The organism is Bordetella sputigena (assembly GCF_965137885.1).
Taxonomy (GTDB): Bacteria; Pseudomonadota; Gammaproteobacteria; order Burkholderiales; family Burkholderiaceae_B; genus Bordetella_C; species Bordetella_C sputigena.
Window position 1 is genome coordinate 81,940 of sequence record NZ_CBCSCA010000012.1, and the last position, 20,616, is coordinate 102,555.

General features: G+C 66.4%; 17 protein-coding genes and 1 pseudogene. 7 read left to right on the forward strand and 11 right to left on the reverse strand.

Translation table 11 applies throughout. The annotated features are described in order from the left end of the window. Window positions 1-4 precede the first annotated feature (4 nt). From leuC to aroC, 3 genes are all read right to left on the reverse strand, one after another. Complete coding sequence (gene leuC, locus ACNA0R_RS21175; RefSeq protein ID WP_415828045.1) at window positions 5-1,408, reverse strand: 3-isopropylmalate dehydratase large subunit; 1,404 nt, start codon at window positions 1,406-1,408, stop codon at window positions 5-7. 192 nt (window positions 1,409-1,600) lie between these two features. After that, window positions 1,601-2,449 (reverse strand): M48 family metallopeptidase, encoded by an 849-nt coding sequence (locus ACNA0R_RS21180; RefSeq protein WP_415828046.1) that lies wholly within the window; start codon window positions 2,447-2,449, stop codon window positions 1,601-1,603. Window positions 2,450-2,505: 56 nt separating this feature from the next. Further along, the gene (gene aroC / locus ACNA0R_RS21185) at window positions 2,506-3,564 is read right to left on the reverse strand and encodes a chorismate synthase (RefSeq protein ID WP_415828047.1); all 1,059 of its coding nucleotides are present in this window, start codon (window positions 3,562-3,564) and stop codon (window positions 2,506-2,508) included. A gap of 501 nt (window positions 3,565-4,065) precedes the next feature. Here aroC and ACNA0R_RS21190 point away from each other — a divergent pair. From ACNA0R_RS21190 to ACNA0R_RS21200, 3 genes are all read left to right on the forward strand, one after another. Continuing rightward, on the forward strand, window positions 4,066-5,349 hold the full coding sequence (locus ACNA0R_RS21190) for a GGDEF domain-containing protein (RefSeq protein ID WP_415828048.1): 1,284 nt from the start codon (window positions 4,066-4,068) through the stop codon (window positions 5,347-5,349). Between the two features lie 123 nt (window positions 5,350-5,472). Continuing rightward, on the forward strand, window positions 5,473-7,410 hold the full coding sequence (locus ACNA0R_RS21195) for a bifunctional diguanylate cyclase/phosphodiesterase (protein ID WP_415828049.1): 1,938 nt from the start codon (window positions 5,473-5,475) through the stop codon (window positions 7,408-7,410). Window positions 7,411-7,657: 247 nt separating this feature from the next. Next, on the forward strand, window positions 7,658-8,992 hold the full coding sequence (locus ACNA0R_RS21200; RefSeq protein ID WP_415828050.1) for a sensor histidine kinase: 1,335 nt from the start codon (window positions 7,658-7,660) through the stop codon (window positions 8,990-8,992). 16 nt (window positions 8,993-9,008) lie between these two features. Here ACNA0R_RS21200 and ACNA0R_RS21205 read toward each other — a convergent pair whose 3' ends face one another. The 3 genes from ACNA0R_RS21205 to ACNA0R_RS21215 all read right to left on the reverse strand — a co-directional run bounded on the left by ACNA0R_RS21205 (window position 9,009) and on the right by ACNA0R_RS21215 (window position 12,000). Then, the gene (locus tag ACNA0R_RS21205; RefSeq protein WP_415828051.1) at window positions 9,009-9,731 is read right to left on the reverse strand and encodes a response regulator transcription factor; all 723 of its coding nucleotides are present in this window, start codon (window positions 9,729-9,731) and stop codon (window positions 9,009-9,011) included. 275 nt (window positions 9,732-10,006) lie between these two features. Then, a complete protein-coding gene (locus tag ACNA0R_RS21210; RefSeq protein WP_415828161.1) occupies window positions 10,007-11,464 on the reverse strand; it encodes a protein adenylyltransferase SelO in 1,458 nt (485 codons plus the stop codon). Window positions 11,465-11,619: 155 nt separating this feature from the next. Beyond that, the gene (locus ACNA0R_RS21215; protein ID WP_415828052.1) at window positions 11,620-12,000 is read right to left on the reverse strand and encodes a DUF2069 domain-containing protein; all 381 of its coding nucleotides are present in this window, start codon (window positions 11,998-12,000) and stop codon (window positions 11,620-11,622) included. Window positions 12,001-12,017: 17 nt separating this feature from the next. Between ACNA0R_RS21215 and ACNA0R_RS21220 the strand changes: the two genes are divergently transcribed. Beyond that, window positions 12,018-13,328, forward strand: coding sequence for a YihY family inner membrane protein (locus ACNA0R_RS21220; protein WP_415828053.1), 1,311 nt, complete (start codon window positions 12,018-12,020; stop codon window positions 13,326-13,328). Between the two features lie 28 nt (window positions 13,329-13,356). Further along, complete coding sequence (locus tag ACNA0R_RS21225; protein WP_415828054.1) at window positions 13,357-13,824, forward strand: CBS domain-containing protein; 468 nt, start codon at window positions 13,357-13,359, stop codon at window positions 13,822-13,824. 30 nt (window positions 13,825-13,854) lie between these two features. On the opposite strand, the gene dusA is transcribed toward ACNA0R_RS21225, so the two are convergent. Next, complete coding sequence (gene dusA, locus ACNA0R_RS21230) at window positions 13,855-14,859, reverse strand: tRNA dihydrouridine(20/20a) synthase DusA (RefSeq protein ID WP_415828162.1); 1,005 nt, start codon at window positions 14,857-14,859, stop codon at window positions 13,855-13,857. Between the two features lie 129 nt (window positions 14,860-14,988). On the opposite strand from dusA, the gene ACNA0R_RS21235 reads away from it, so the two are divergent. Further along, window positions 14,989-15,957: a homoserine kinase gene (locus ACNA0R_RS21235; RefSeq protein ID WP_415828055.1), complete on the forward strand. Its 969-nt coding sequence runs from the start codon at window positions 14,989-14,991 to the stop codon at window positions 15,955-15,957. Between the two features lie 73 nt (window positions 15,958-16,030). Then, the gene (locus tag ACNA0R_RS21240) at window positions 16,031-16,834 is read left to right on the forward strand and encodes a BPSS1780 family membrane protein (protein WP_415828056.1); all 804 of its coding nucleotides are present in this window, start codon (window positions 16,031-16,033) and stop codon (window positions 16,832-16,834) included. A 9-nt stretch (window positions 16,835-16,843) separates the two neighbouring features. Here the strand turns inward: ACNA0R_RS21240 and ACNA0R_RS21245 are convergent. The 4 genes and pseudogenes from ACNA0R_RS21245 to ACNA0R_RS21260 form a co-directional block, all read right to left on the reverse strand. Further along, window positions 16,844-17,089 (reverse strand): annotated as a pseudogene (locus ACNA0R_RS21245) (DUF192 domain-containing protein); the annotation flags it as partial. Then, complete coding sequence (locus ACNA0R_RS21250) at window positions 17,086-17,964, reverse strand: type II secretion system F family protein (RefSeq protein ID WP_415828057.1); 879 nt, start codon at window positions 17,962-17,964, stop codon at window positions 17,086-17,088. The gene ACNA0R_RS21250 and the pseudogene ACNA0R_RS21245, both read right to left, overlap by 4 nt. Before the next feature lie 16 nt (window positions 17,965-17,980). Further along, on the reverse strand, window positions 17,981-18,826 hold the full coding sequence (locus tag ACNA0R_RS21255) for a type II secretion system F family protein (RefSeq protein WP_415828058.1): 846 nt from the start codon (window positions 18,824-18,826) through the stop codon (window positions 17,981-17,983). Next, on the reverse strand, window positions 18,823-20,613 hold the full coding sequence (locus ACNA0R_RS21260) for an ATPase, T2SS/T4P/T4SS family (RefSeq protein ID WP_415828059.1): 1,791 nt from the start codon (window positions 20,611-20,613) through the stop codon (window positions 18,823-18,825). Before ACNA0R_RS21260 ends, ACNA0R_RS21255 begins: the two co-directional genes overlap by 4 nt. Window positions 20,614-20,616: the final 3 nt, after the last annotated feature.

Sequence of the window (20,616 nt, forward strand, 5' to 3'; positions counted from 1 at the left end):
ATCTTTAGCGGAAATTCCTGACGTCAACGAAATGGCCGGCGATAGCCGCCGCGGCCGCCATGGCGGGACTGACCAGATGGGTGCGTCCGCCCTGGCCTTGCCTGCCTTCGAAGTTACGGTTGGACGTGGAAGCGCAGCGTTCGCCGGGCTCCAGCCGATCGGCGTTCATCGCCAGGCACATGGAGCAGCCCGGTTCGCGCCATTCGAAACCGGCTTCGCGGAAGATCTTGTCCAGCCCTTCGCGCTCGGCCTGCTGCTTGACCAGCCCGGAACCGGGCACGACCATGGCCTGCTTCACGTTCGAAGCCACGCGCTTGCCGCGCGCCACGGCGGCGGCGGCGCGCAGATCCTCGATGCGCGAGTTGGTGCAGGAACCGATGAAGACGCGGTCCACGCGGATATCGGTGATCGGGGTGTTCGGCTTCAGGCCCATATAGTCCAGCGCGCGCTCCATGCCGCTGCGGCGCACGTCGTCTTTTTCGCGATCGGGATCCGGTACGCGGCTGTCGACGGACAACACCATTTCCGGCGAGGTGCCCCAGGTGACCTGCGGCTTGATCTGGCGCGCGTCGATTTCCACCACGCGATCGAACTTGGCGTCCGGATCGGAATGCAGGGTGCGCCAGTATTGCACCGCCTGGTCCCACAAGGGCCCGACGGGCGCGAATGGACGGCCGCGGAAGTACTCGATGGTCTTGTCGTCGACCGCGATCATGCCCGAGCGCGCGCCGGCCTCGATGGCCATGTTGCTGACCGTCATGCGGCCTTCGACCGACAGCGCGCGGATCGCCGAGCCGCCGAATTCGATGGCATGGCCGGTGCCGCCGGCCGTGCCGATGACGCCGATGATGTGCAGCACCAGATCCTTGGCGGTACAGCCGAACGGCAGTTCGCCTTCGACCTTGATCAGCATGCTCTTGCTTTTCTTCATCAGCAGCGTCTGGGTGGCCAGCACGTGCTCGACTTCCGACGTGCCGATACCGAAGGCCAGCGTGCCGACGGCGCCATGGGTGCTGGTGTGCGAATCGCCGCAGACCACCGTCATGCCCGGCAGGGTCGCGCCCTGCTCCGGTCCGATGACGTGAACGATGCCCTGGCGCAGATCGTTCATCTTGAATTCGGTTATGCCGTACTTGGCGCAGTTGTCGTCCAGCGTATCGACCTGCAGGCGCGACACGGGATCGCTGATGCCCTGTTCGCGGTGGATCGTCGGCACGTTATGGTCGGCGACCGCCAGATTGGCGTCCAGCCGCCAGGGCTTGCGATCCGCCAGCGCCAGGCCCTCGAACGCCTGCGGACTGGTGACTTCATGCACCAGGTGCCGGTCGATGTACAGCAGACAGGTGCCGTCGGATTCTTGATGGACGACGTGCGCGTCCCAGAGCTTGTCGTAAAGGGTTTGGGCCATGAAAAATCACCGAACAGGGAAACAGCCAGATAGAAGGCCGGCCATGGAAGATGGCCGGAAACCGATTATGCGCTGGTACTGAACCTAGTACAACGGCAGCATGGATACTGGTACAAGCAGTACCACGTTAGTGGCTGGCGCCCCCCTCCCCGCCCGCTATCCGGCACGGCGGCGCGACGATGAAGGCATTGCCTACTTGCCCGCCTTGGCCTGCTGGTACAGCGGCATCACCTGTTGCGACGCGGCCTGCAGATCGGCGATGCGCGATTCCGCCGACGGGTGGGTGGAAAGGATTTCCGGCTGCTCCTTGCCCTGGGAAAGCTGGGCCATCTTCCGCCACAGCGAGATCGCCGCCGATGGGTCATAGCCCGCGCGGGCGGCCAGCTCCACGCCCATCCGGTCCGCTTCCGCTTCGTGGGTGCGGCTGTTGGGCAGCGTGAACATGACGTCGGAAAGCTTGCCGCCCAGGTCGGACACCGCCGACGATCCGGTCACCACGGACAGCACGGACAGGCCGACGCTGGTCGCCATCTGCTGCGAAACCCGCTCGCGCGCATGTTCGCGCAGCGCATGCGAGATCTCATGCCCCATGACGGCCGCCAGTTCGTCGTCGGTGGGCTTGATCTGGGTCAGCAGGCCGGTGTAGACGGCGATCTTGCCGCCGGGCATGCACCAGGCATTGATCTCATCGGAAGAAATGACGTGGACTTCCCAGCCCCAGGAGGCGGCGTCGGGGCGGAACACGCCCACCTGGGCGATCAGACGCTGCGCGATGGTCCGCACGCGCGCCACCTGCTGCGGGTCCACATCCAGCAGCTTCTTCTGCTTGGCCTGGGCCAGAATGTCGGCGTACTGCTTATCCGCTTCCTGTTGCAGCGCCTGCGAGGACACCAGGCTGGACATGTACTGCTGGCGGTCGACGCCCACCGCGCCGCTTTGCGTGGTATTGACACTGGAACAGGCACCCAGCAGCGACAAGGCCAGCACGCCGGCGCCCAACAGGAGGCGCGGACGGCGGCCATGAATTTTGTGATCAATCATGTCCGGTCTCCAAGTTTTGCTTAGGGTCTGGCCGGCGGCCGCGGGGTTGCGCCCCCTCAACCGCATTGACCGCGATGCCGCAAGGCGTGATCCATGAGCACCAGCGCCAGCAGGGCCTCGGCGATGGGCGTGGCGCGGATGCCGACGCAGGGATCATGGCGGCCCAGCGTCTGTACGGTCGTGGGATTGCCGGCCCGATCCACCGAGCGGCGTTCGACGCGGATGCTGGACGTGGGTTTGATGGCCAGCGAAACGGTAATGTCCTGGCCGGTGGAGATCCCGCCCAGCACGCCCCCTGCATGATTGCTCACAAAACCTTGCGGCGTGATTTCATCGCCGTGCTCCGACCCGCGCTGGGCGACGCAATCGAAACCCGCGCCGATCGACACGCCCTTGACCGCGTTCAAGCCCATCATCGCGTGGGCAATATCGGCGTCCAGGCGGTCGTACAGCGGTTCGCCCCAGCCGGCCGGGGCGTTCTGCGCCACGACTTCGATCCGCGCGCCGACCGAATCGCCATCGCGGCGCAGCTCATCCATGAAGGTTTCCAGCCGCGGCACGATGCCGGCATTCGGGGCGAAGAAGGGATTGTCGGAGACCGCATCCCAGCTTTCGAACGGAATAGGAATAGGGCCCAACTGGCTCATGTACCCGCGTATGCGCACGCCATGCGTGGCCGCCAGCCATTTCTTCGCGATGGCGCCCGCCGCGACGGTGGGCGCCGTCAGTCGCGCCGAAGAACGTCCGCCGCCGCGCGGATCGCGCACGCCATACTTCTGGAAGTAGCTGTAGTCGGCATGGCCGGGCCGGAACGTATCGACCAGGTTGGCGTAGTCCTTACTGCGCGCGTCGGTATTGCGGATCAGCAGGCCGATGGGAGTGCCGGTGGTCGCGCCTTCGAAAACCCCGGATAGAATCTCCACCTGGTCCGCTTCCTGGCGCTGGGTGACGTGGCGCGACGTACCCGGCCGGCGCCGGTCCAGCTCGGCCTGGATGTCCGCGGCGGACAAGGGCATGCCGGGGGGGCAGCCGTCCACCACGCAGCCGATGGCCGGCCCGTGGGACTCGCCGAAGTTGGTAACGGTGAAGAGTTTGCCTAATGTATTGCCGGACATAATTGTTCTGGGTTCGAAGCGTCCAGGACGGACGCGGAAGCTGGTGTGGATTATGACACCCACTGACGGCACCGCCCATTCCGGCGCACACAATGGTTAAACAGCGATAGACGCCGCATACAAAGAGACGGACGGCAATAAAACCTCGATGTTCGGCAACTCAGCGCGATTATTCGTTGTTGATACATGCCCGTCCGGACCCCAAAATGTTAACCCGCTGAAAATCCCGGATGCTTTTTGTATCAGGCGGCCTTCATTGCGCCCTCTAACGTCCCGCATCCATGTCTTTTCGCATGCGTAGCCCGTGCCGGACAGCATCTTGCGCCGGCACCCGAGCCGTTGGTTACGCTGCGCACACCATCCAGGCAGGAGAAAGACAGCATGTACGACCGTTTGCCCGCGCAGCTTGATACTTCACACGGCCCCGCCATGGCCTGGCGGCCGGTTGCCCCGCGGGCCCGCCCCGCGCGGACCTGACCGCTTGCATCGTCCAGCGCATCCATGACCCCCCCGCAACCCGCGACCGCCAAAGAGTCCGGCCTTCCGCAGGACGAGACCTGGCACGCCGCGGCCCCGACTCCTCGGCGGCGCGGGCTGGCGCTCGCGCTCATTTCCTTGCTGGCCACCATGGCGGTGCTGGCATTGCTAACGGGGGCCACGCTGTTCAGCCAATCGCGAGTGGTGTCCCAGCCGGGCGGCGCCGATAGCGGCCTGTACAGCTACCGCCTGGTATCGCAGATGAACCGGTTGATCGCGGATGCCCAGAAGACCGTGGCCGGCGGGGACTACAAGGAGTTCGTGCAGAACCTGCAGGCGCTGGCCACCTTCGTCAATCCCGGCACTGCCGAAAGCGCCCCGGGCGTCGCCCTGGTGCGTTCGTTGCCGGCGGCGCGGGTCGATGTGCAGATGCTGGACGATCGTCTCAGGACCTGGCGCGACGCCGCCGATACCGGCGACGCGGAGCGCATCCGCGCCGCGGCGAAAGACCTGGCCGACCATGCGGACGAAGCGCGCATGCTGGTCGACCGCCTGGGCGGCGCCGTACACCAGGCCCAGCGTGGCGACACCACCCAGCACAATACGGCGGTGGCGGACGGCTTCAAGCGACTGCAATGGTCTTTCGTCGGCCTGCTGCTCTGCAGCGGAATATTGGCGATCTGGCTGCTGGTGCTGAATCGCCACGCGCGCCATTTCAACCAGCGCATGGCGCAGGCCAACGCCCGCCTGGAATCGGCGGTCGCGCATCGCACCCGCCAGCTGGTCTGGCTGGCCAATACGGATCCGCTGACCGGTTTGAAGAACCGGCGGGCATTCATGGAAACCGCCGAGGCGCAGATCCTGCAATGCCGCCGGTACCCGCATCCGCTGGCGGCGCTGCTGATCGACATCGACCACTTCAAATCGATCAACGACCGTTACGGCCACCACGTGGGCGACCAGGCAATCCGCCGCGTCACCGACACCATCACCAATACCTTGCGCGACAGCGACATCATCGGCCGCTTCGGCGGCGAGGAATTCGCCGTACTGATGCCGCATACCGATCTGCCGGCGGCGCTGGTGGCGGCCGAACGCCTGCGCCAGGCCGTCGCCGGCATGAAGATAGGCCTGCTGGAAGGCGGCCCGCTCAGCATGACGATTTCCCTGGGCCTGGCGATGCACGAGCCCGGCGTGTCGCTCGACACGCTTTTGATGCGCGCCGACATGGCGCTGTACCGGGCCAAGAGCGGCAGCCGCAACCGCGTCGAAGTCTACGGCCGCGAGCGCGAAGAGCTCGCGCAATAACCGGCGGCGGGCCGGGACGGCCTGCGATCCGCCAAAACGCCCTACACTATGCGCGCCTATCCCGGCACGGCGGTACGGCGGCCGGCACGAGCCTGCCCCCAACGATGGAACGCGCAGTCCCCTATGTCCCTATTGCGCCAATTGCTCGTCAGCGTCGCCGCGGTAACGGCGCTGCTCCTTATCGGCTCGCAGATGCTGAATATCGATGCGGCGCGCCGGTACCTTGGCGATGAATTGCGTGCCCGCGGCGAGATCGCCGCCACCACGCTGGCCGCGGTATTCGGCCGCGAACCGGCCGGCGATGAGGATACCTGGCGCGCTGTGGCGCGGGACATTTTCGCCAGCGGCGCCTATCGGCGCATCGAAGTCCGCGGCGGACCGGCATTCGAGTACGTCAAGCAGGATCCGCCCGGCGCGGTGCCCGACTGGTTCGCCTCCTTGATCGCGCCGCGGCCGCCCGCCGCGGCGCGGTCATTCAAGACCGTGGAAGGCGTCCCGGGCACCGTTACCGTCATCGCCGACGATACGGAGGCGCTACGGGCGCTGTGGCGACATTCGGTCGGCCTGGCGCTGCTGGTCGGGTTCGCCGGCCTGTGCTGGCTGGTGTACGCCAGAGGCATGGTTCGCCGCCTGCAGAAACGGGTACTGCAAGGCATCAGCGCGCAAGTGCGCGCCCTGGCGCGGGGCGATTCCGATCCGCCCGTTGCCCTCCCTCCCTGGCGCGAAGTCGCCGACGTGGCCGATGCGCTGGCCGAGGCGCGCGCAAGGCTGCGGATGACGGCGGAAGAGGCCCACGCGCGCATTGAATCGCTGCAGTTGGAATTGAACCTGGACGCCGTCACGCGACTGCCCAATCGCAAATACTTCTTCAACGAGCTGCGCCGCGCCCTGACCGCCGGCAGGCAGGATTCGAACGCCGAATCGGGCCATGTCCTGATGTTCCGCCAGCGCGATCTGGCCGCCATCAATCGCCATATGCCGCGCGACATCACCGACCAATGGCTGCGGTCGGTCGGCCTCAGGCTCGACCAGAAGCTGGGCCGGCACCACGTACCACCCTATCTGCTGGCCCGTCTGAACGGCTCGGACTTCGCCTTGCTGCTGCAAGGCGTGCCGGCGTCGCAGGCCGGGCCGCTGGCCGAGCAATTGCGGCAGGAGCTGCGCGCGCTGCGCGTGTCGCTGGGCGAGAACCAGTGGTGCCGCTGGGCGCTGGCAGTGGCTCCGTACTCACGCGGCGATCACGCCAGCGAATTGCTGGCCCTGCTCGACCACGCGCTGATGCGCGCGGAGAGCGCCGATACGGACGTTCCCGTCGGCGCCGAGCCGCTGGGCACCACGGAGACCGCCGGCGAGCTGCAATGGCGCGACACCCTGGTGATGGCGCTGGAGCAGCACCGCTTTTCACTGACGTCCCAGGCGCTGCGGGTCGCGGACGGCGTCACGCTGCGCCATGAAGGCACGCTGATGCTGCACGACGCCGACGCGCAGGCGCCCATCCCCGCGCACGTATTCATGCCGGCGGCGATCCGGCTGAGCCTGTCGCCCGAATGCGACATCCAGGCCATACGGCTGGCGCTGGATTGGCTGGTGTCGCACGGCGGCGACCTGTCGGTCGCGCTGGCCCTGCCGTCGCTGGGACAGTCCAACTTCCTGCCGCGCCTGGGCCAGATGCTGGGGGACCGGCCGGCGCAGGCGGGACGCCTGGTGCTGGAAGTGGAAGCGCGCGGGCTGCTGGAAAATTTCAACCACGTGCGCGCGCTGTGCACAGTGGTATGCGAGGTTGGCGCGCGCATCGGCGTGAGCCGCCTTGCGGACGATTTCAGCGTCATGACCCGCCTGCATGAACTGCCCGTCGCCTACGTCAAGCTGGGCGCGTCGTTCGTGGAGGCCATGGCGCGCAGCCCCGGCAGCCGGCATCTGGCGGCGTCCGTCCGTGAGACGGCGAAGGGCCTGGGCGTGGAAGTCTACGCGGATGGCCGCGCGGACGAGGATACCGCGGCATTCCTGGCGCGCCAGGGCATCGTGCTCGTCGGCTATGCCGCCGAGACCCTGCCCGCCTGAACCTGCCGCGGCGGGCGCCAGCCCAAGACTGCGGCCGCCGGGCCCGCGGCCCTGAAGCCGCAGGCCGGCAACGCGGCGCCGTGCCCGCGGCCCGGCGTGGCCCCATTGATGCGCCGCGGCACGGCGATGCGACGCTCTTCAGCAAGCATGCCGCTATACTTCCGCGCAAACTAACGCCAAGGCACTATCGCGAGGTGCCGCACGCACCACGTCTGCCGCACACCGCACCGGCCCCTACGAAGTCTGCATGAATCCTGATTCCTGGTATCCGGCCGCCGCCGGCGCGCTTTTGAACTCGCACCGTGCCAGTCTGGCCGGCCTGGCTGCCGCCGTGCTGATCGCCATCCTGGTGGTCGCGGCCAGGCGCCGCACCGGTTTCCCGCCTATCGCCACGCTGTTGCTCCTGCTGTCGCAAGCCGCGCGGGTCGCATTGCTGTGGGGATTGCTGGCTGCATGGGTGCCGCCGGCCGCGCAAGCCGGCATGTCGGCCGCCTGCCTGGGCTTGGGCGCGAGCGCCGTGCTGTGGATGGCGGGATGCGCGCTGCGCCGACGCAGGGCGCCCTTATGGGCGATGATTTTCAAGATCGCCGCATGGGTGGCGGCGATCGCGGCGCTCTGCGTCGCCTACGCCGTGGATGCGGTCGCCTTCTACGTCCAGGCAAGCCCGGCGGCTGTCGCGCCGGCGTTCGCCGTGCTCGCGGCCGCATGCGGCGGCATCGCGCTGCTGGTCGTGCTGGCGGCGGCCGCCATGCCGGCACGACGCAGCTCGCTGGGCGATGCGGGATCGGCCCTGGGCAGGCATGCCGGCCCGCGCACGGAGGTAAAAGCCACGCCGGCATCGCTGGCCGCCGGCCAACGGGAAATCGAAGCACGGCTATCCATGCTCAACGAAGTCCTGGAGCGGCAGCGCCAGATGAATGCCTTGCTGTCGCACGAAATGCGCTCGCCGGTGGCCACCATCAGCGCCGCGGTGCAATCCCTGGAAATGGTGCTGGAAGGCAGCGATGAACAGATCGACAGCCGCCTGCAGCGCATCGGGCGCGCCGTGGCCCGGATCAGCGAATTGATGGACCAATTGCTGGTGCAGGAAAGCGCCTACGATGAAGCCGTCGCGCCCCGCCACGAAGTCGTCGATCTGGCCCGCCTGGCGGCCGATGTCGTAGCCGCGATCCAGAACGACGTGGCGCATCGCCTGCAGCTCGAAGCGCCCACGCCGGCGCCAGCCTGGTGCGACGGCCCGCTGACCGGCGTCGTGCTGCGCAACCTGATCCACAATGCGGTGAAGTACTCGCCGGCCGACCAGCCTATCGTTATCCAGGTGGGTACGGTGACCACCCCGGGCGAACGCACCGCCTGGATCGCGGTCGCCGACCGCGGCCCCGGCATCGAAAAGGAAGATCAGGCGCGCATTTTCGACCCGCACTTCCGCCGCGCCGCCCATCGCGAAACGAAGGGGCTCGGGCTGGGTCTTTTCCTGGTGCGCAAGATCTGCGAACGCCAGGGCGGCACATTGACCGTTGAAAGCGAACCGGGCAAAGGAGCGCGCTTCACGATCGCGCTGCCCGTCAGCAAAGTGCGCTAGGAGCCAACCAGGCCGCTCAGGCCGCGAAAACGTAGCCTTGTCCGCGCACGGACAGCACGGGCAGTTTCATGCCGCCGGATTGCGCCTTGGCGCGCAGGCGGCTGACCAGTACGTCGATGCGCCGCAGCTCGAACTCGCTGGGATTGGCGGGGCTGAACAGCTCCGACAGCGCCTGGCGGCTGACGACATTGCCGCTGGCTTCGATCAATGCGTTCAGGAAAACGCGCTCCTGGGCGCTCAAGTGCAGGCTGCCACCGTCCGGCGACACCAGGATCCAACCACCGTCCTGCAGGCTCCAGTTCTGGTTGCCACGTTCCGCCACCGGCTGCGGCGCGGCGTTGCGGGACAGACGCATGCGTCGCGCCAGGCTGCGGATGACGGAACTCAGTTCCAGCAGGTCGACCGGCTTGGTGATGTAGATGTCCGCCCCGCCTTCCAGGCCGCGTACGCGGTCTTCCAGCGCGCCGCGGCCCGTCAGCATGACGATGCCGACGGCATGCAGGGCCCGCAGCCGGGTCGCCACCGAAAAACCGTCTTCCCCGCCCTGCACGTTGGCGTCCAGGATGACGACGTCGCAGGGTTGGCTTTCCATATGCCGGTAGAAATCCGCGGCACTGGCGCACGCGAAGTTGACGCGAAAGCCGTATCCGCCGAGGCCGAGCTTCAGCTCTTCCCGAAAGTCCGCATCATCCTCTAACAGACCGATACATAACACGCCGTCTGCTGCTTGCGTTTGCACGATATATCCCCGGAAATCGGCCTATGAACTGCATGGTCCATAGGGCCCAGCCGCTGTGAACAGGCAGGATGCTGCTTGAGCAGCGGCGCAATTCTATCATTGGTAACAATGCGAAAACGGCGCCAAAAGATGGCAACTATCGGAATTCGTCTCTCATAGTTGCCGCTTCTTCCCATGGGCGAGAATGCACCAAATTTCCACACGTTGCAACAATCTATACACTCCTTATCGCAAAGAACTGAGTTTTCGCAATTTTCGTCGCGCGGAAGCCGCGTTCAGGATGAGCAGCTGACTTCGAGATCGCCTGCCCAGTCCGGCGGCAGCCCGGCATATTGGGCGAACTCCGGTCGCTCGGTATAGGGATCCCGCAGCGCGCGCAGCAGCGCATCGATCACGCTGGCATCCCCTTGAGCGGCCGCGCGGATGGCCAGTTCGGCCAGATGGTTGCGCAACACGTACAGCGGATTGACCCGGTCCATGGCGTCCGCGCGATCTTCGGCGGCGCCCGGCGCGCCTTCCTGGCGACGCAGCAGGCGCTCGAGCCATGCGCGCGCGGCGTCGCGGTCGATGAACAGGTCCACGAAGGGCTGCGCATCGCCACGCACGGCGTTGGATAGCCGGCGGAACGCCAGGGTGAAGTCGGCGCGCTGCTCATGCATCAGCCGCAGCAGATCATCCAGCAGCGCTTCGTCTTCGGGGCGCCACACGCCCAATCCCAGCTTGGCGGCCATGCCATCGTGGAAAGCGCGGCTGAAAACGGCTTCGTAGCGGTCCAGCACCGCTTTCAGGGCGTCCGCGTCCTGCCCCACGCTGTTGAAGCTGCCGGCCAGGCGGTACAGGTTCCACAGCCCCACGGAAGGCTGGCGGTTCCAGGCATAGCGCCCTTCCGTGTCCGAGTGATTGCACACATGATCCAACCGGAAGGCATCCATGAACCCGTAAGGACCGTAATCCAGCGTCAGTCCCAGGATGGACATATTGTCGGTGTTCATCACGCCATGGGAAAAGCCCACGCACTGCCATTGGGCCATCAATTTGGCGGTACGCACCATGACCGCGTCGAGCAGCCGTACCAGGGGCGCATTGGCCGCCGGGCTCGCCCCCGCCACCGGGCGGCGGCATTCGGGATAGAAGCGGTCGATGATGTAGTCGGCCAGCGTCTGCAGCATGTCCGGCTGGCGGCGCGCCGCCCAATGCTCGAAAGAGCCGAACCGCACGAAACTGGGCGCCATGCGGGTCACGATGGCCGCCGTTTCCACGGTTTCCCGGTAGACGGGATCGTCGGAAGCGACCAGCGCCAAGGCGCGGGTGGTCGGAATACCCAGACCGTGCATGGCCTCGCTGGCCAGATACTCGCGTACCGACGACCGAAGAACGGCGCGGCCGTCGCCCATCCGGGAGTAAGGGGTCATGCCGGCGCCTTTTAGCTGCAGCTCCCAGGACCCGTTGGGGCCGTCGACCTCGCCCAGCAGATGGGCGCGGCCATCGCCCAACTGGCCCGCCCAGACACCGAACTGGTGACCGCTGTAGACCGCCGCCAGGCTATCCCCGCCCGGAAGCGGCACCCGGCCGGAGAAGACGTCCAGGAAAGCCTGCGTACGCAAGGCTTCCGGCGCCAGGCCGATCAACGCCGCGGCGTCTTCGTTCGCGTGTACCAGCCTGGGCGCATTCAGCCCCTGCGGGTTCAGCCTGGTGTAAAAAGCGTCCGGCAAGGCGGCGAAGGAGTTGCTCATCGGCAACTGGTCCAGCGCCGTGGCCAGGGCGGCAGGCACGGGCGTTTCGGATACAGCGGACATAATTCCTACCCTATAAAGGGATCAATGACGGACAGCGCGCCGCGATGGCCGGCGCCGCGGCGGCGCCGGCGGCCGGATTGCCTTGGTCAGGATCAGGCGGCCGGCGATCGGCGACGGCGGGCCGCCTGCTTGGCGGGCCGCACATACAGCACGGCGCAGGCGAAAAATGCCAGCGACAGTGCAAGTTCCGCGCCAGCCAATACGGCCGAAAGCGTGGCGGTGTCGGACATCACCCGCACGGCGCCCTCCATGACATACAGCAGTATCAGCATGGACGCCCACTGATAGGTGTACAGGTTGCCGCGCGCGATACCCCGCAAGGGCAGCAACAGCGGCACCGCCTTCAGGAATAGCCAGGAGCCGCCCGGCCGCAGCGGCGCCGCGACGGTCTCCCATACTACGCACAATATCGCCAGCGCCAGCAGGGTCAGAATGCAGGCTAGCCGGAAGTTACGGTTGAGTTCGATATCCATGCTGCTATTATCGCCGCATGAAACCGCCCGTCGAAACGGCCGCCGCGGACGCGGAACCGGAGTCTCCAAACCACCGCGCTTCGTGGGTAAGCCGGGTGGGGAAGGTGCTGCGTTTCGCTTCGCAGCGCGCGGGTGAAGAACAGCTGCTCCAGGTCGCATCCAGCCTTACGTTTACCACCGTCCTGGCCATCGTGCCCATGCTGGCCGTGGTGCTGTCGCTGTTTACGGCTTTCCCCGTCTTCCAGGAATTCCGGATCGCGTTGGAGGACTTCCTGACGCACAGCCTGATGCCGCCCGCGGTGTCGGACAACATCATGAATTACCTGAACCAGTTCGCGCGCCAGGCCAGCCGCCTGACGGCCATCGGCGGCGGGCTGCTGCTGGTCACGTCGATTCTGTTGATCATGACGATCGACAAGACCTTCAACGATATCTGGCACGTCACCCGGCAGCGGCCGCTGTCGCAGCGCGCCCTGATGTACTGGGCGGTCCTGACGCTGGGGCCGGTGGTCGCGGGCGCCAGCCTCTGGGGCACGTCCTTCCTGGCGCGGGAATCGCTGGGACTGGTCAGGGACGTGCCGAATTTCATCGGGCTGGCGGTGTCTTTCCTGCCCCTGGCGCTGACGGGACTGGGCTTCGCCGCGTTGTTCATCGTCGTGCCCAACCGCCGCGTGCTATGGACCGACGCCCTGGCTGGCGGCTTCGGCACCGCCATCGTGCTGGAGCTCATGAAATCGGCCTTCGCCTATTACCTGACGCGCTTTCCCACGTATACGGTCATCTACGGCACCTTTGCCACCCTGCCGATCTTTCTGCTGTGGATCTACCTGTCCTGGCTGGCCGTACTGTTCGGCGCCACCGTCGCGGCCAGCCTGCCCATGATCCGCGTGGGCCGCTGGGACATCAACCGCGAGCCGGGCGCGGCCTTCGTCGACGCCGTCGAGGTACTGCGTTGCCTGTATCGCAATATGGGCGCCAACCCGCCCGGCCGCAGCGCCAGCCGTCTTGCCGTCGATTTGCATCTGCATCATGACGAACTCAACGCCGTCCTGGAAGCGCTGGCCGACCTGGGCATGGTGGTGCGCACGCAGGAGCAGCGCTGGATACTGGCCTGCGACCCGCGCCGTGCCGCCCTGGCGCCGCTTTTCGACCGTTTCCTGCTCGATCGCCACCAGGCACGGCTACGCGAATCGCCGGAAATCCTGCGCACCGCCCGCGCCATTCTTACGACAGACGCAGCGCCGACGCTGGAAGATCTGATGCAGGAGGCGCAAAATACCCGGAATGGCTCGGCGGACGTCGTGAAGATCGAGGCCGTCAAAAAATAAGCCTGGGCAGCAGCCCATGGAGGACATCATGTTGAAAGTCAGCGAAATTCTTCGCGTCAAGGGTGACACCCTGTATACGGCCTCGCCCGATACTCCTGTCAGCAAGGCCGTGGAAACCATGAGCCTGCAGGACATCGGCTCGCTCGTGATCATGGAATCCGGCATGCTGGCCGGCATGTTGACCTTCCGTGAGATCATCCAGCACCTGAACCGCAACGGCGGCACGCTGGGCGCCACCACGATCCGCGCCATCATGGACGATGCGCCGGTCAGCGTTACGCCCAATACCAGCGCGGAAGAAGTGCAGCGCCTGATGCTGGAAAAGCACGCGCGGTACATCCCCGTCATGGACGGGAACATGCTGATGGGCGTGATCTCTTTCTACGACATGGCGCAGGCCATCGTGAATGCGCAGCGCTTCGAGAACAATATGCTCAAGGCCTATATCCGCGACTGGCCCATGGACGAGGAAAGCGCGGCGTCCAAGGAAATCTAGCGTGCAAGTCCGGCTGGCAAATCCAGCCGGCTACTCCAGCTCCACCGGTTCGGCATGCCGTGCCGCGGGGTGGGAGACGCTGCGCCAGGCTTCATAGATCAGCCCTGGATCATCCGATTTCAGGGCGGCCGCATCGGACAGCATGCGGCGCCAGCGACGGGCCCCGGCCTGTCCGTTCACCAGGCCCAGCAAGGGCCGCACGATCACACGCAAAGGAACGCCGCGCGCCACGGCCTGCGCGGCGTAGCGCGTCATGGCATCGACCACCTGCGCATCGCCCGGCAGTCGGCTGCCGGGCCAGAAGCGCATGGAGAGCTCCGACAGCACGCGCGGGGTATGCCAGGCCGCCCTTCCCAGCATGACGCCATCGAATCCGTCGCCCGCCTGCGCCGCCGTCCCGGCATCGGCCAGGCCACCGTTCAACACCACGACGCAGTCGGGAAAGTCGCGCTTCAATTGCGCGGCGGCATCGTAGCGCAGGGGCGGAATCTCGCGATTGTCCTTCGGCGACAGGCCTTTCAACACCGCATTGCGCGCGTGCACGATGAAGACGCGGCAGCCGGCGTCGTAGAGCTTGCCGACGAAATCGCGGACAAAGGCATACGAGTCGTCATAATCCAGCCCGAGCCTGTGCTTGACGGTAACGGGGACGTCAACCGCGTCCTGCATGGCCTTGACGCAGTCCGCCACCAGATCGGGTTCAGCCATCAGGCATGCGCCAAAGGCGCCCCGTTGGACGCGCTCCGAAGGACAGCCGCAGTTCAGGTTGATTTCGTCATAGCCCCAGCGCTGCCCGAGGCGGGCGGCGTGGGCCAGGGCGTCCGGCTCGCTGCCGCCCAGCTGTAAGGCGACGGGATGCTCGGCGGTGTCGAAGTCCAGGTGCCGCGCGACGTCGCCATGGAGCAATGCCCCCGTGGTGATCATTTCGGTATACAGGCGTGCGCGTGGCGCCAGCAGCCGATGGAAATAGCGGCAATGGCGATCGGTGACATCGATCATGGGCGCGACGCACAGCCGCCAGTCGGAAGAAAGCACGGACAGAACCTGGAGGGAAGATGCAGCCATTTTAGCCGTGGCGCCGGGCGACCGCGCCGGGTGGTCTAAAATTGCGCCGCCGCAGCCTGGCGCGGCCGACGATACCCGACAACCTTAGCCGCATCCTCCATGGCCGTATTCACATCCGTCACCGACGACGACGCCCGCAGCCTGCTGACGCAATTCGAGCTGGGGGAATTGGTTTCCCTGCAGGGCATTACGGCCGGAATCGAAAATACCAACTACTTCCTGACCACGACTGCCGGCGAGTACGTATTGACGGTATTCGAGGTGCTTACCCGGGAACAGCTGCCCTTCTATATCGAGCTGATGCACCAGCTGGCCGGTCGCGGCGTGCCGGTGCCGCAGCCGCAGACCAGCCGCGGCGGCTCCCGGCTGGTCGACCTGCACGGCAAGCCCTGCGCCATCGTCACCAGGCTGCCTGGCGGCTACGAGCCGGCGCCCGGACCGCTGCATTGCGCGCTGACCGGCCGCACGCTGGCCCTGGCACACATCGCGGCGCGCGACCTGCCGCTGCGCCAGCCGAATCTGCGCGGCCTGTCCTGGTGGCGGGAAACAGCGCCCAAGGTACGGCCTTTCCTGGATCAGCCCCAGGATGAACTGCTGCGGCAAAGCCTGGACGAGCAGATTGCCGCGGCGGCGAGCCCTTTGTGGCGCGGCCTGCCCAGCGGGCCCGCCCATTGCGACCTGTTCCGCGATAATGTGCTGTTCGCCGGCACGTTCGAGAACCCGCTGATGGGCGGATTTATCGATTTCTACTTCGCCGGCTGCGATACCTGGCTGTTCGACGTGGCGGTCAGCATCAACGATTGGTGCATCGTGCGCGAGACGGGGCAGATCGTGCCGGAACTCGCGCAAAGCTGGCTGAGCGCCTATGCCAGCGAACGCCCGTTCACGGAACAGGAACGGCAGGCGTGGCCGGCCATGCTGCGCGGCGCGGCCCTGCGGTTCTGGCTGTCCCGGCTGTACGACTTCCATTTGCCGCGGCCCGCGCAGACTTTGAAACCCCACGACCCGCGGCATTTCGAGCGAGTGTTGCTCGCGCGCCACCGCGAAACACCGCCGACCTTGCCCTGACGCGGGCTGGCTCCATAATTCAAACATGACTATGTGCTTGGCAGCATAAGCAAAGAGATAAGCAAAGAGGAAAATGCAAGCAGCATCCTTACCTGCAACCGCCGGATGGCAATGGGCGCGAGACGGGTTCCGGCTATTCATGCGTCAGCCGCTGGCGTTGTTCACGTGGTCCCTCGTCGTCAGCCTGCTGTTGCTGTTCGCGATGTTCACGGTGCCCATCGGCCCGCTCTTCTGCACCGCGCTGATGCCCTGCGTCACATTGATGACGCTGTCGGCCTGCAAGCACATCGAAGCCGACCGCACCATGCTGCCGTCCATGTGGCTGAAGCCCTTGCAGAAGCCCGGGGTGCTGAAGAAGCTGCTTATCCTCGGGGGCTTGTACGCCGGCCTCTGCATGCTGGCCGGTCTTATCGCTTTCGTACCGTTCTCGAACGAACTCGCGGACGGCATCCGGGCCGCATCGGTCACCAATGACTATGTGCCCTTCTTCGAAACCCTGCACACCGCCCTGCTGGTCTTCGGCGTGCTTTACCTGATCATCGGCGCATTGTTCTGGCACGCACCGGTGTTGGTGGCCTGGCACAACGTCAAGCTGCCGCAGGCGCTGTTCTTCTCCGGTGTTGCCTGCTGGCGCAACAAGTGGGCCTTCCTGGTCTACGGTTTGACCTGGGCCGCGGTGTTCCTGGGCATTGACTTCTGCGCCAGTACCTTGATTTCGCTGGACGTGTCGCAGACCCTGGTGAATACGGTGCAGGTTCCCGTCAGCATTGCGGCGTTCGGCATCCTGTATAGCAGCTTCTATCCGGCCTATACCTCCGTTTTCGAGATCGACGGCGCCGGCTTCCAGCTCGACGACGGACACGGCACGCAGGCATAGCGCCACCCGCCAGGGCCGGAGGCCCGCGACGACGGCCGCCACGCGGCCGCTCCCGTCCAGGAATACGAGGTCCAGCGGGTATTTCATTCCGAAGGTATGCACGGCTCGGCATGGCGTCAGCCACAGCCCTATCCCGGGCCGCGGCCTGCGCCGGCATAGCAGGCCGCGCAGGCGCCCGCCCCATCCACTCGCGCGCAGTATCCGCAAGCGGCAGCCTTGCGTTCCGGCGACGGCGCCTCGGGCTACGCCGCTCATTGCAAGGCCTGCCAAAACTGGACCGCGATCGGAAAGGCCAGCACCACAAAAGTGCAGGGAAAGATGCAGCAGACCAGCGGGAACAGCATCTTGACCGGCGCTTGCATGGCAAGTTTCTCCGCTTGTTGAAATCGCTCCGCGCGGCGGCGTTCGGATTGCGCCCGCAAGACCGGCCCCAGGCTCATCCCGAGCGTATCGGCCTGGGCCAGCGCGGCGGTGAGCGCGCGCACGCCCGGCAGATCGACACGATCTGACCAGGCGTACAGCGCCTGCAAGCGCGGCAGGCCCGCGCGCATATCCGCCAATGCGAGCAACAGCTCGTCGCGCAAGGGGCCGTCCGGGCCCTGCTCCGCCGCCTGCTTCAAGGCGCCTTGCAGATTCAAGCCGGATTCCACGCACAACGTGGTCATATCCATCAGGAACGGCAGTTCGCGCGCCATGCGCCCGCGGCGGCGCCTGATTTCCGCGCGCAGCCACAGGCATGGCATGGCGGCCCCGGTCATGGCGGCGCCAGATGCGATCGGCAGGAGCAGGTGGCGATCCGAACCGTAGTCCAGTCCGAGCAGCAGCGCCAGGGTGGCCGTGGCGCTCGCGGCCGCGCATAACCACTGCGCGGCCACGACCTGGCCGGGCGCCAGGGCGCCTGGCAGCCCGGCGCGCAGCAACTGCGTGGCCAGGCGTTTGCGCCGGCGCCAGGACAACAGCGACGCGGCCAAGGGCGCCAGGAGCTCCAGACAAGGCCACGCCGCCCGCCACGCCGGCGGCAGCCGCCCCGCCGCCGGATGGCTGCGCCCGGCCGGCCGGAACAGCGGCCGCAACAAGAGGAATGCCCCCGCCGCGAAAAGCGCGGCCATCATCAGAGCCAGGATATGCATGGTGTTGCCGCCCTAGTCAGACGTTGATGTTTACGATGCGCCGTATCCACATGATGCCGGCTGCTTCCAGCATGACGATGATGCCCAGCGCGCCCCATCCGGCCCGGGTATGCCACAACAAGGACATCGAGGCCGGATCCAGCCAGGTCAGCACGATCGCCAGGCAAGGCGTCAGCGCTCCGACGATCCAGGCCTGCAGGCGGCCTTGGGCCGTCAGGGTGCGGATGCGCTCCTGAAGTTGGAGACGCGCGGATAACACGGCGGCGATCCGGTCCAGCGCCTCGGCCAGATTGCCGCCGGTGTGCGCGGCGATACGCAGCGCCGCCACGACGAGGCCGGTGGCCTCGCCGGGCATGCGCGCCCGCAGATTGAGCAGCGCCTGGTCGAAGGAAACGCCCAGGCGCTGCTCCCGCAGGATCAGGCCGAATTCCTGCGATAGCGGCGCCTCGCAATGCTCCACCAGCTGCCGCAAGGCTCCCGCCAAACTGGTCCCGGCACGCAGGCTGGAACCCAGCGCCAACAGCATGTCGGGTAACTGAGCGTCGAAGCGATGCTGCCGTCGGCGCCTCAAGACGCCGATCAGGACTTGCGGCGCCCGGATCGGCGCCAGACCCGCCGCCATGGCAATCACGGCGCTGCCGCTGGCCGCGTAGGCCGCCAGGGCGGCCGTGCAGCACAAGGCCAGATTGATGGCCCATAGCTGGCGCGGGTCGACGAAGAGAAAGACCTCGCCCAATCGCGCCCCGGCGTCGTCGGTATAAACCTGCCGGTAGCGCGACCAGGCCCCGGCAAGCCAGCCGGAAACACCCCAGCAGGCCGCCGTCACGCAGCATGTCGCGGCCAGTGCCGCCAGCCATATCATGGCGCATCCGTGCGCGGCATGCCGTGCGCGCGACGCGTCCGCCCGCTTTCGGCTCGGGCGATACCGTCATCGAGGGCGGTGCGTGCCAACGGTGCCAACGGTGTACGACCCGTAAATAGCCCGGGATCGAGCGGCCGGCCCGCTTCCCGCCACGCATCGGCAAAGGTGGGCATCGTTCCGCATCCCGCGAACCCGCCCCCCGCGCGTCCGCTCTCGTGTATGAACAGCGGCTGGGTCTGGATACGGCCGGCCTCCATTCCCGTCACTTCGACGATCGCCGTTATCAGGCGCCGGCCGTCGGGCAGCCGGGCCTGCTGCACGATCAGATGGATGCTGGACGCGATGTGTTCACGCACGGCCGCCAACGGCAGGTCCATGCCGGCCATCAGGATCATGGTTTCCAGCCGGCCCAGCGCGTCGCGCGGACTGTTGGCATGCAGCGTGGTCAGCGATCCTTCGTGGCCGGTGTTCATGGCCGCCAGCATGTCGAAGGCCTCCGCGCCACGGCACTCGCCCACCACGATGCGATCGGGCCGCATGCGCAGGGCATTGCGTACCAGGTCGCGTATGGTGATGTGGCCGCGGCCCTCCATATTGGCGGGCCGCGCCTCCAACGCCACGACGTGGGCGTGGCGCAGGCGCAGCTCGGCGGCATCCTCGATGGTGATGATGCGTTCGCCGCAGGGAATGGCGTTGGAGAGAATATTCAGCAGTGTCGTCTTGCCCGATCCCGTACCGCCGGATACGACAATGTTGAGCCGCCCGGCGACGCAGCGCGCCAGGAAGTCGGCCATGGACGAGTCCAGGGAGCCGCGCGATACGAGGTCCTGCATGCCGAGCGCCCGCTGTGGAAACTTGCGTATGGTCAGGCTGGCGCCCTTCAGCGCTACGGGCGCCACCACCGCGTTCACCCGGGATCCGTCGGCCAGGCGCGCGTCGACCATGGGAGAACTTTCGTCGATGCGGCGTCCTATCGGCGCCACGATGCGTTCCAGCACCCTCAACACCGCTTGCTCACTGCTGAAGACGGCCGCATGGCGGACCAGACGGCCCTCGCGCTCCACATAGATTTCGTCGTAGCGGTTGACCATGATTTCCGTGATGCGTGGATCCTGCAGCAAGGGTGACAGCGGGCCGAAACCCAGGGCTTCGTCCAGCACGTCCCGCATCAAGGCTTCCGGATCGATACCGTCGGGAAGCTGCGTATCCGCGCGGACGATGGCAAGCAGACGTTCGGTGGCTTCGCTGCGCAAGAGCCCGTCGCTCATCTTCGCGACATCGCGGCGCCGCAAGTCGAGCGCATCGAGCAACGCGGACTGCAGTCGCTGCCGATGCGGCAGCAACTCGATCGCGGATCGCAGATCGCTATCCGCGCCATAGACTTGCCGGTCCACGGCGGCATCACGCAAGGTGGGTCCGGTCAGTGGAATCTCCGATGATGCCGGCAAGGGCATGGCTTCCGTCCCATGCGGCGGCGCGTCCGCCAGCATGGCAAGGAACGGCTCGCGGCGCACCTTCATCAGGCAGGGGCCGACCAGGACCTCATCCGTCGACGTCAAGGGCCCATACCGTGCAATGCGCTTGCCGTTGACCAAGGTGCCCGACAGCGTACCGGCGTCTTCGATGACTACGTCCTGCCCGGAAACAAGCAGACGCGCGTGTTCGCGACCTACGCGCCAATGCCGGATCCGTATCCCGCAATGAGGGCCTCTACCCAAAGTGACCGGAGGCGCGACACGCACGATACGGTGCGTGCCATCCTCGAATTGGAGTTCGATTTCCAGCACGAT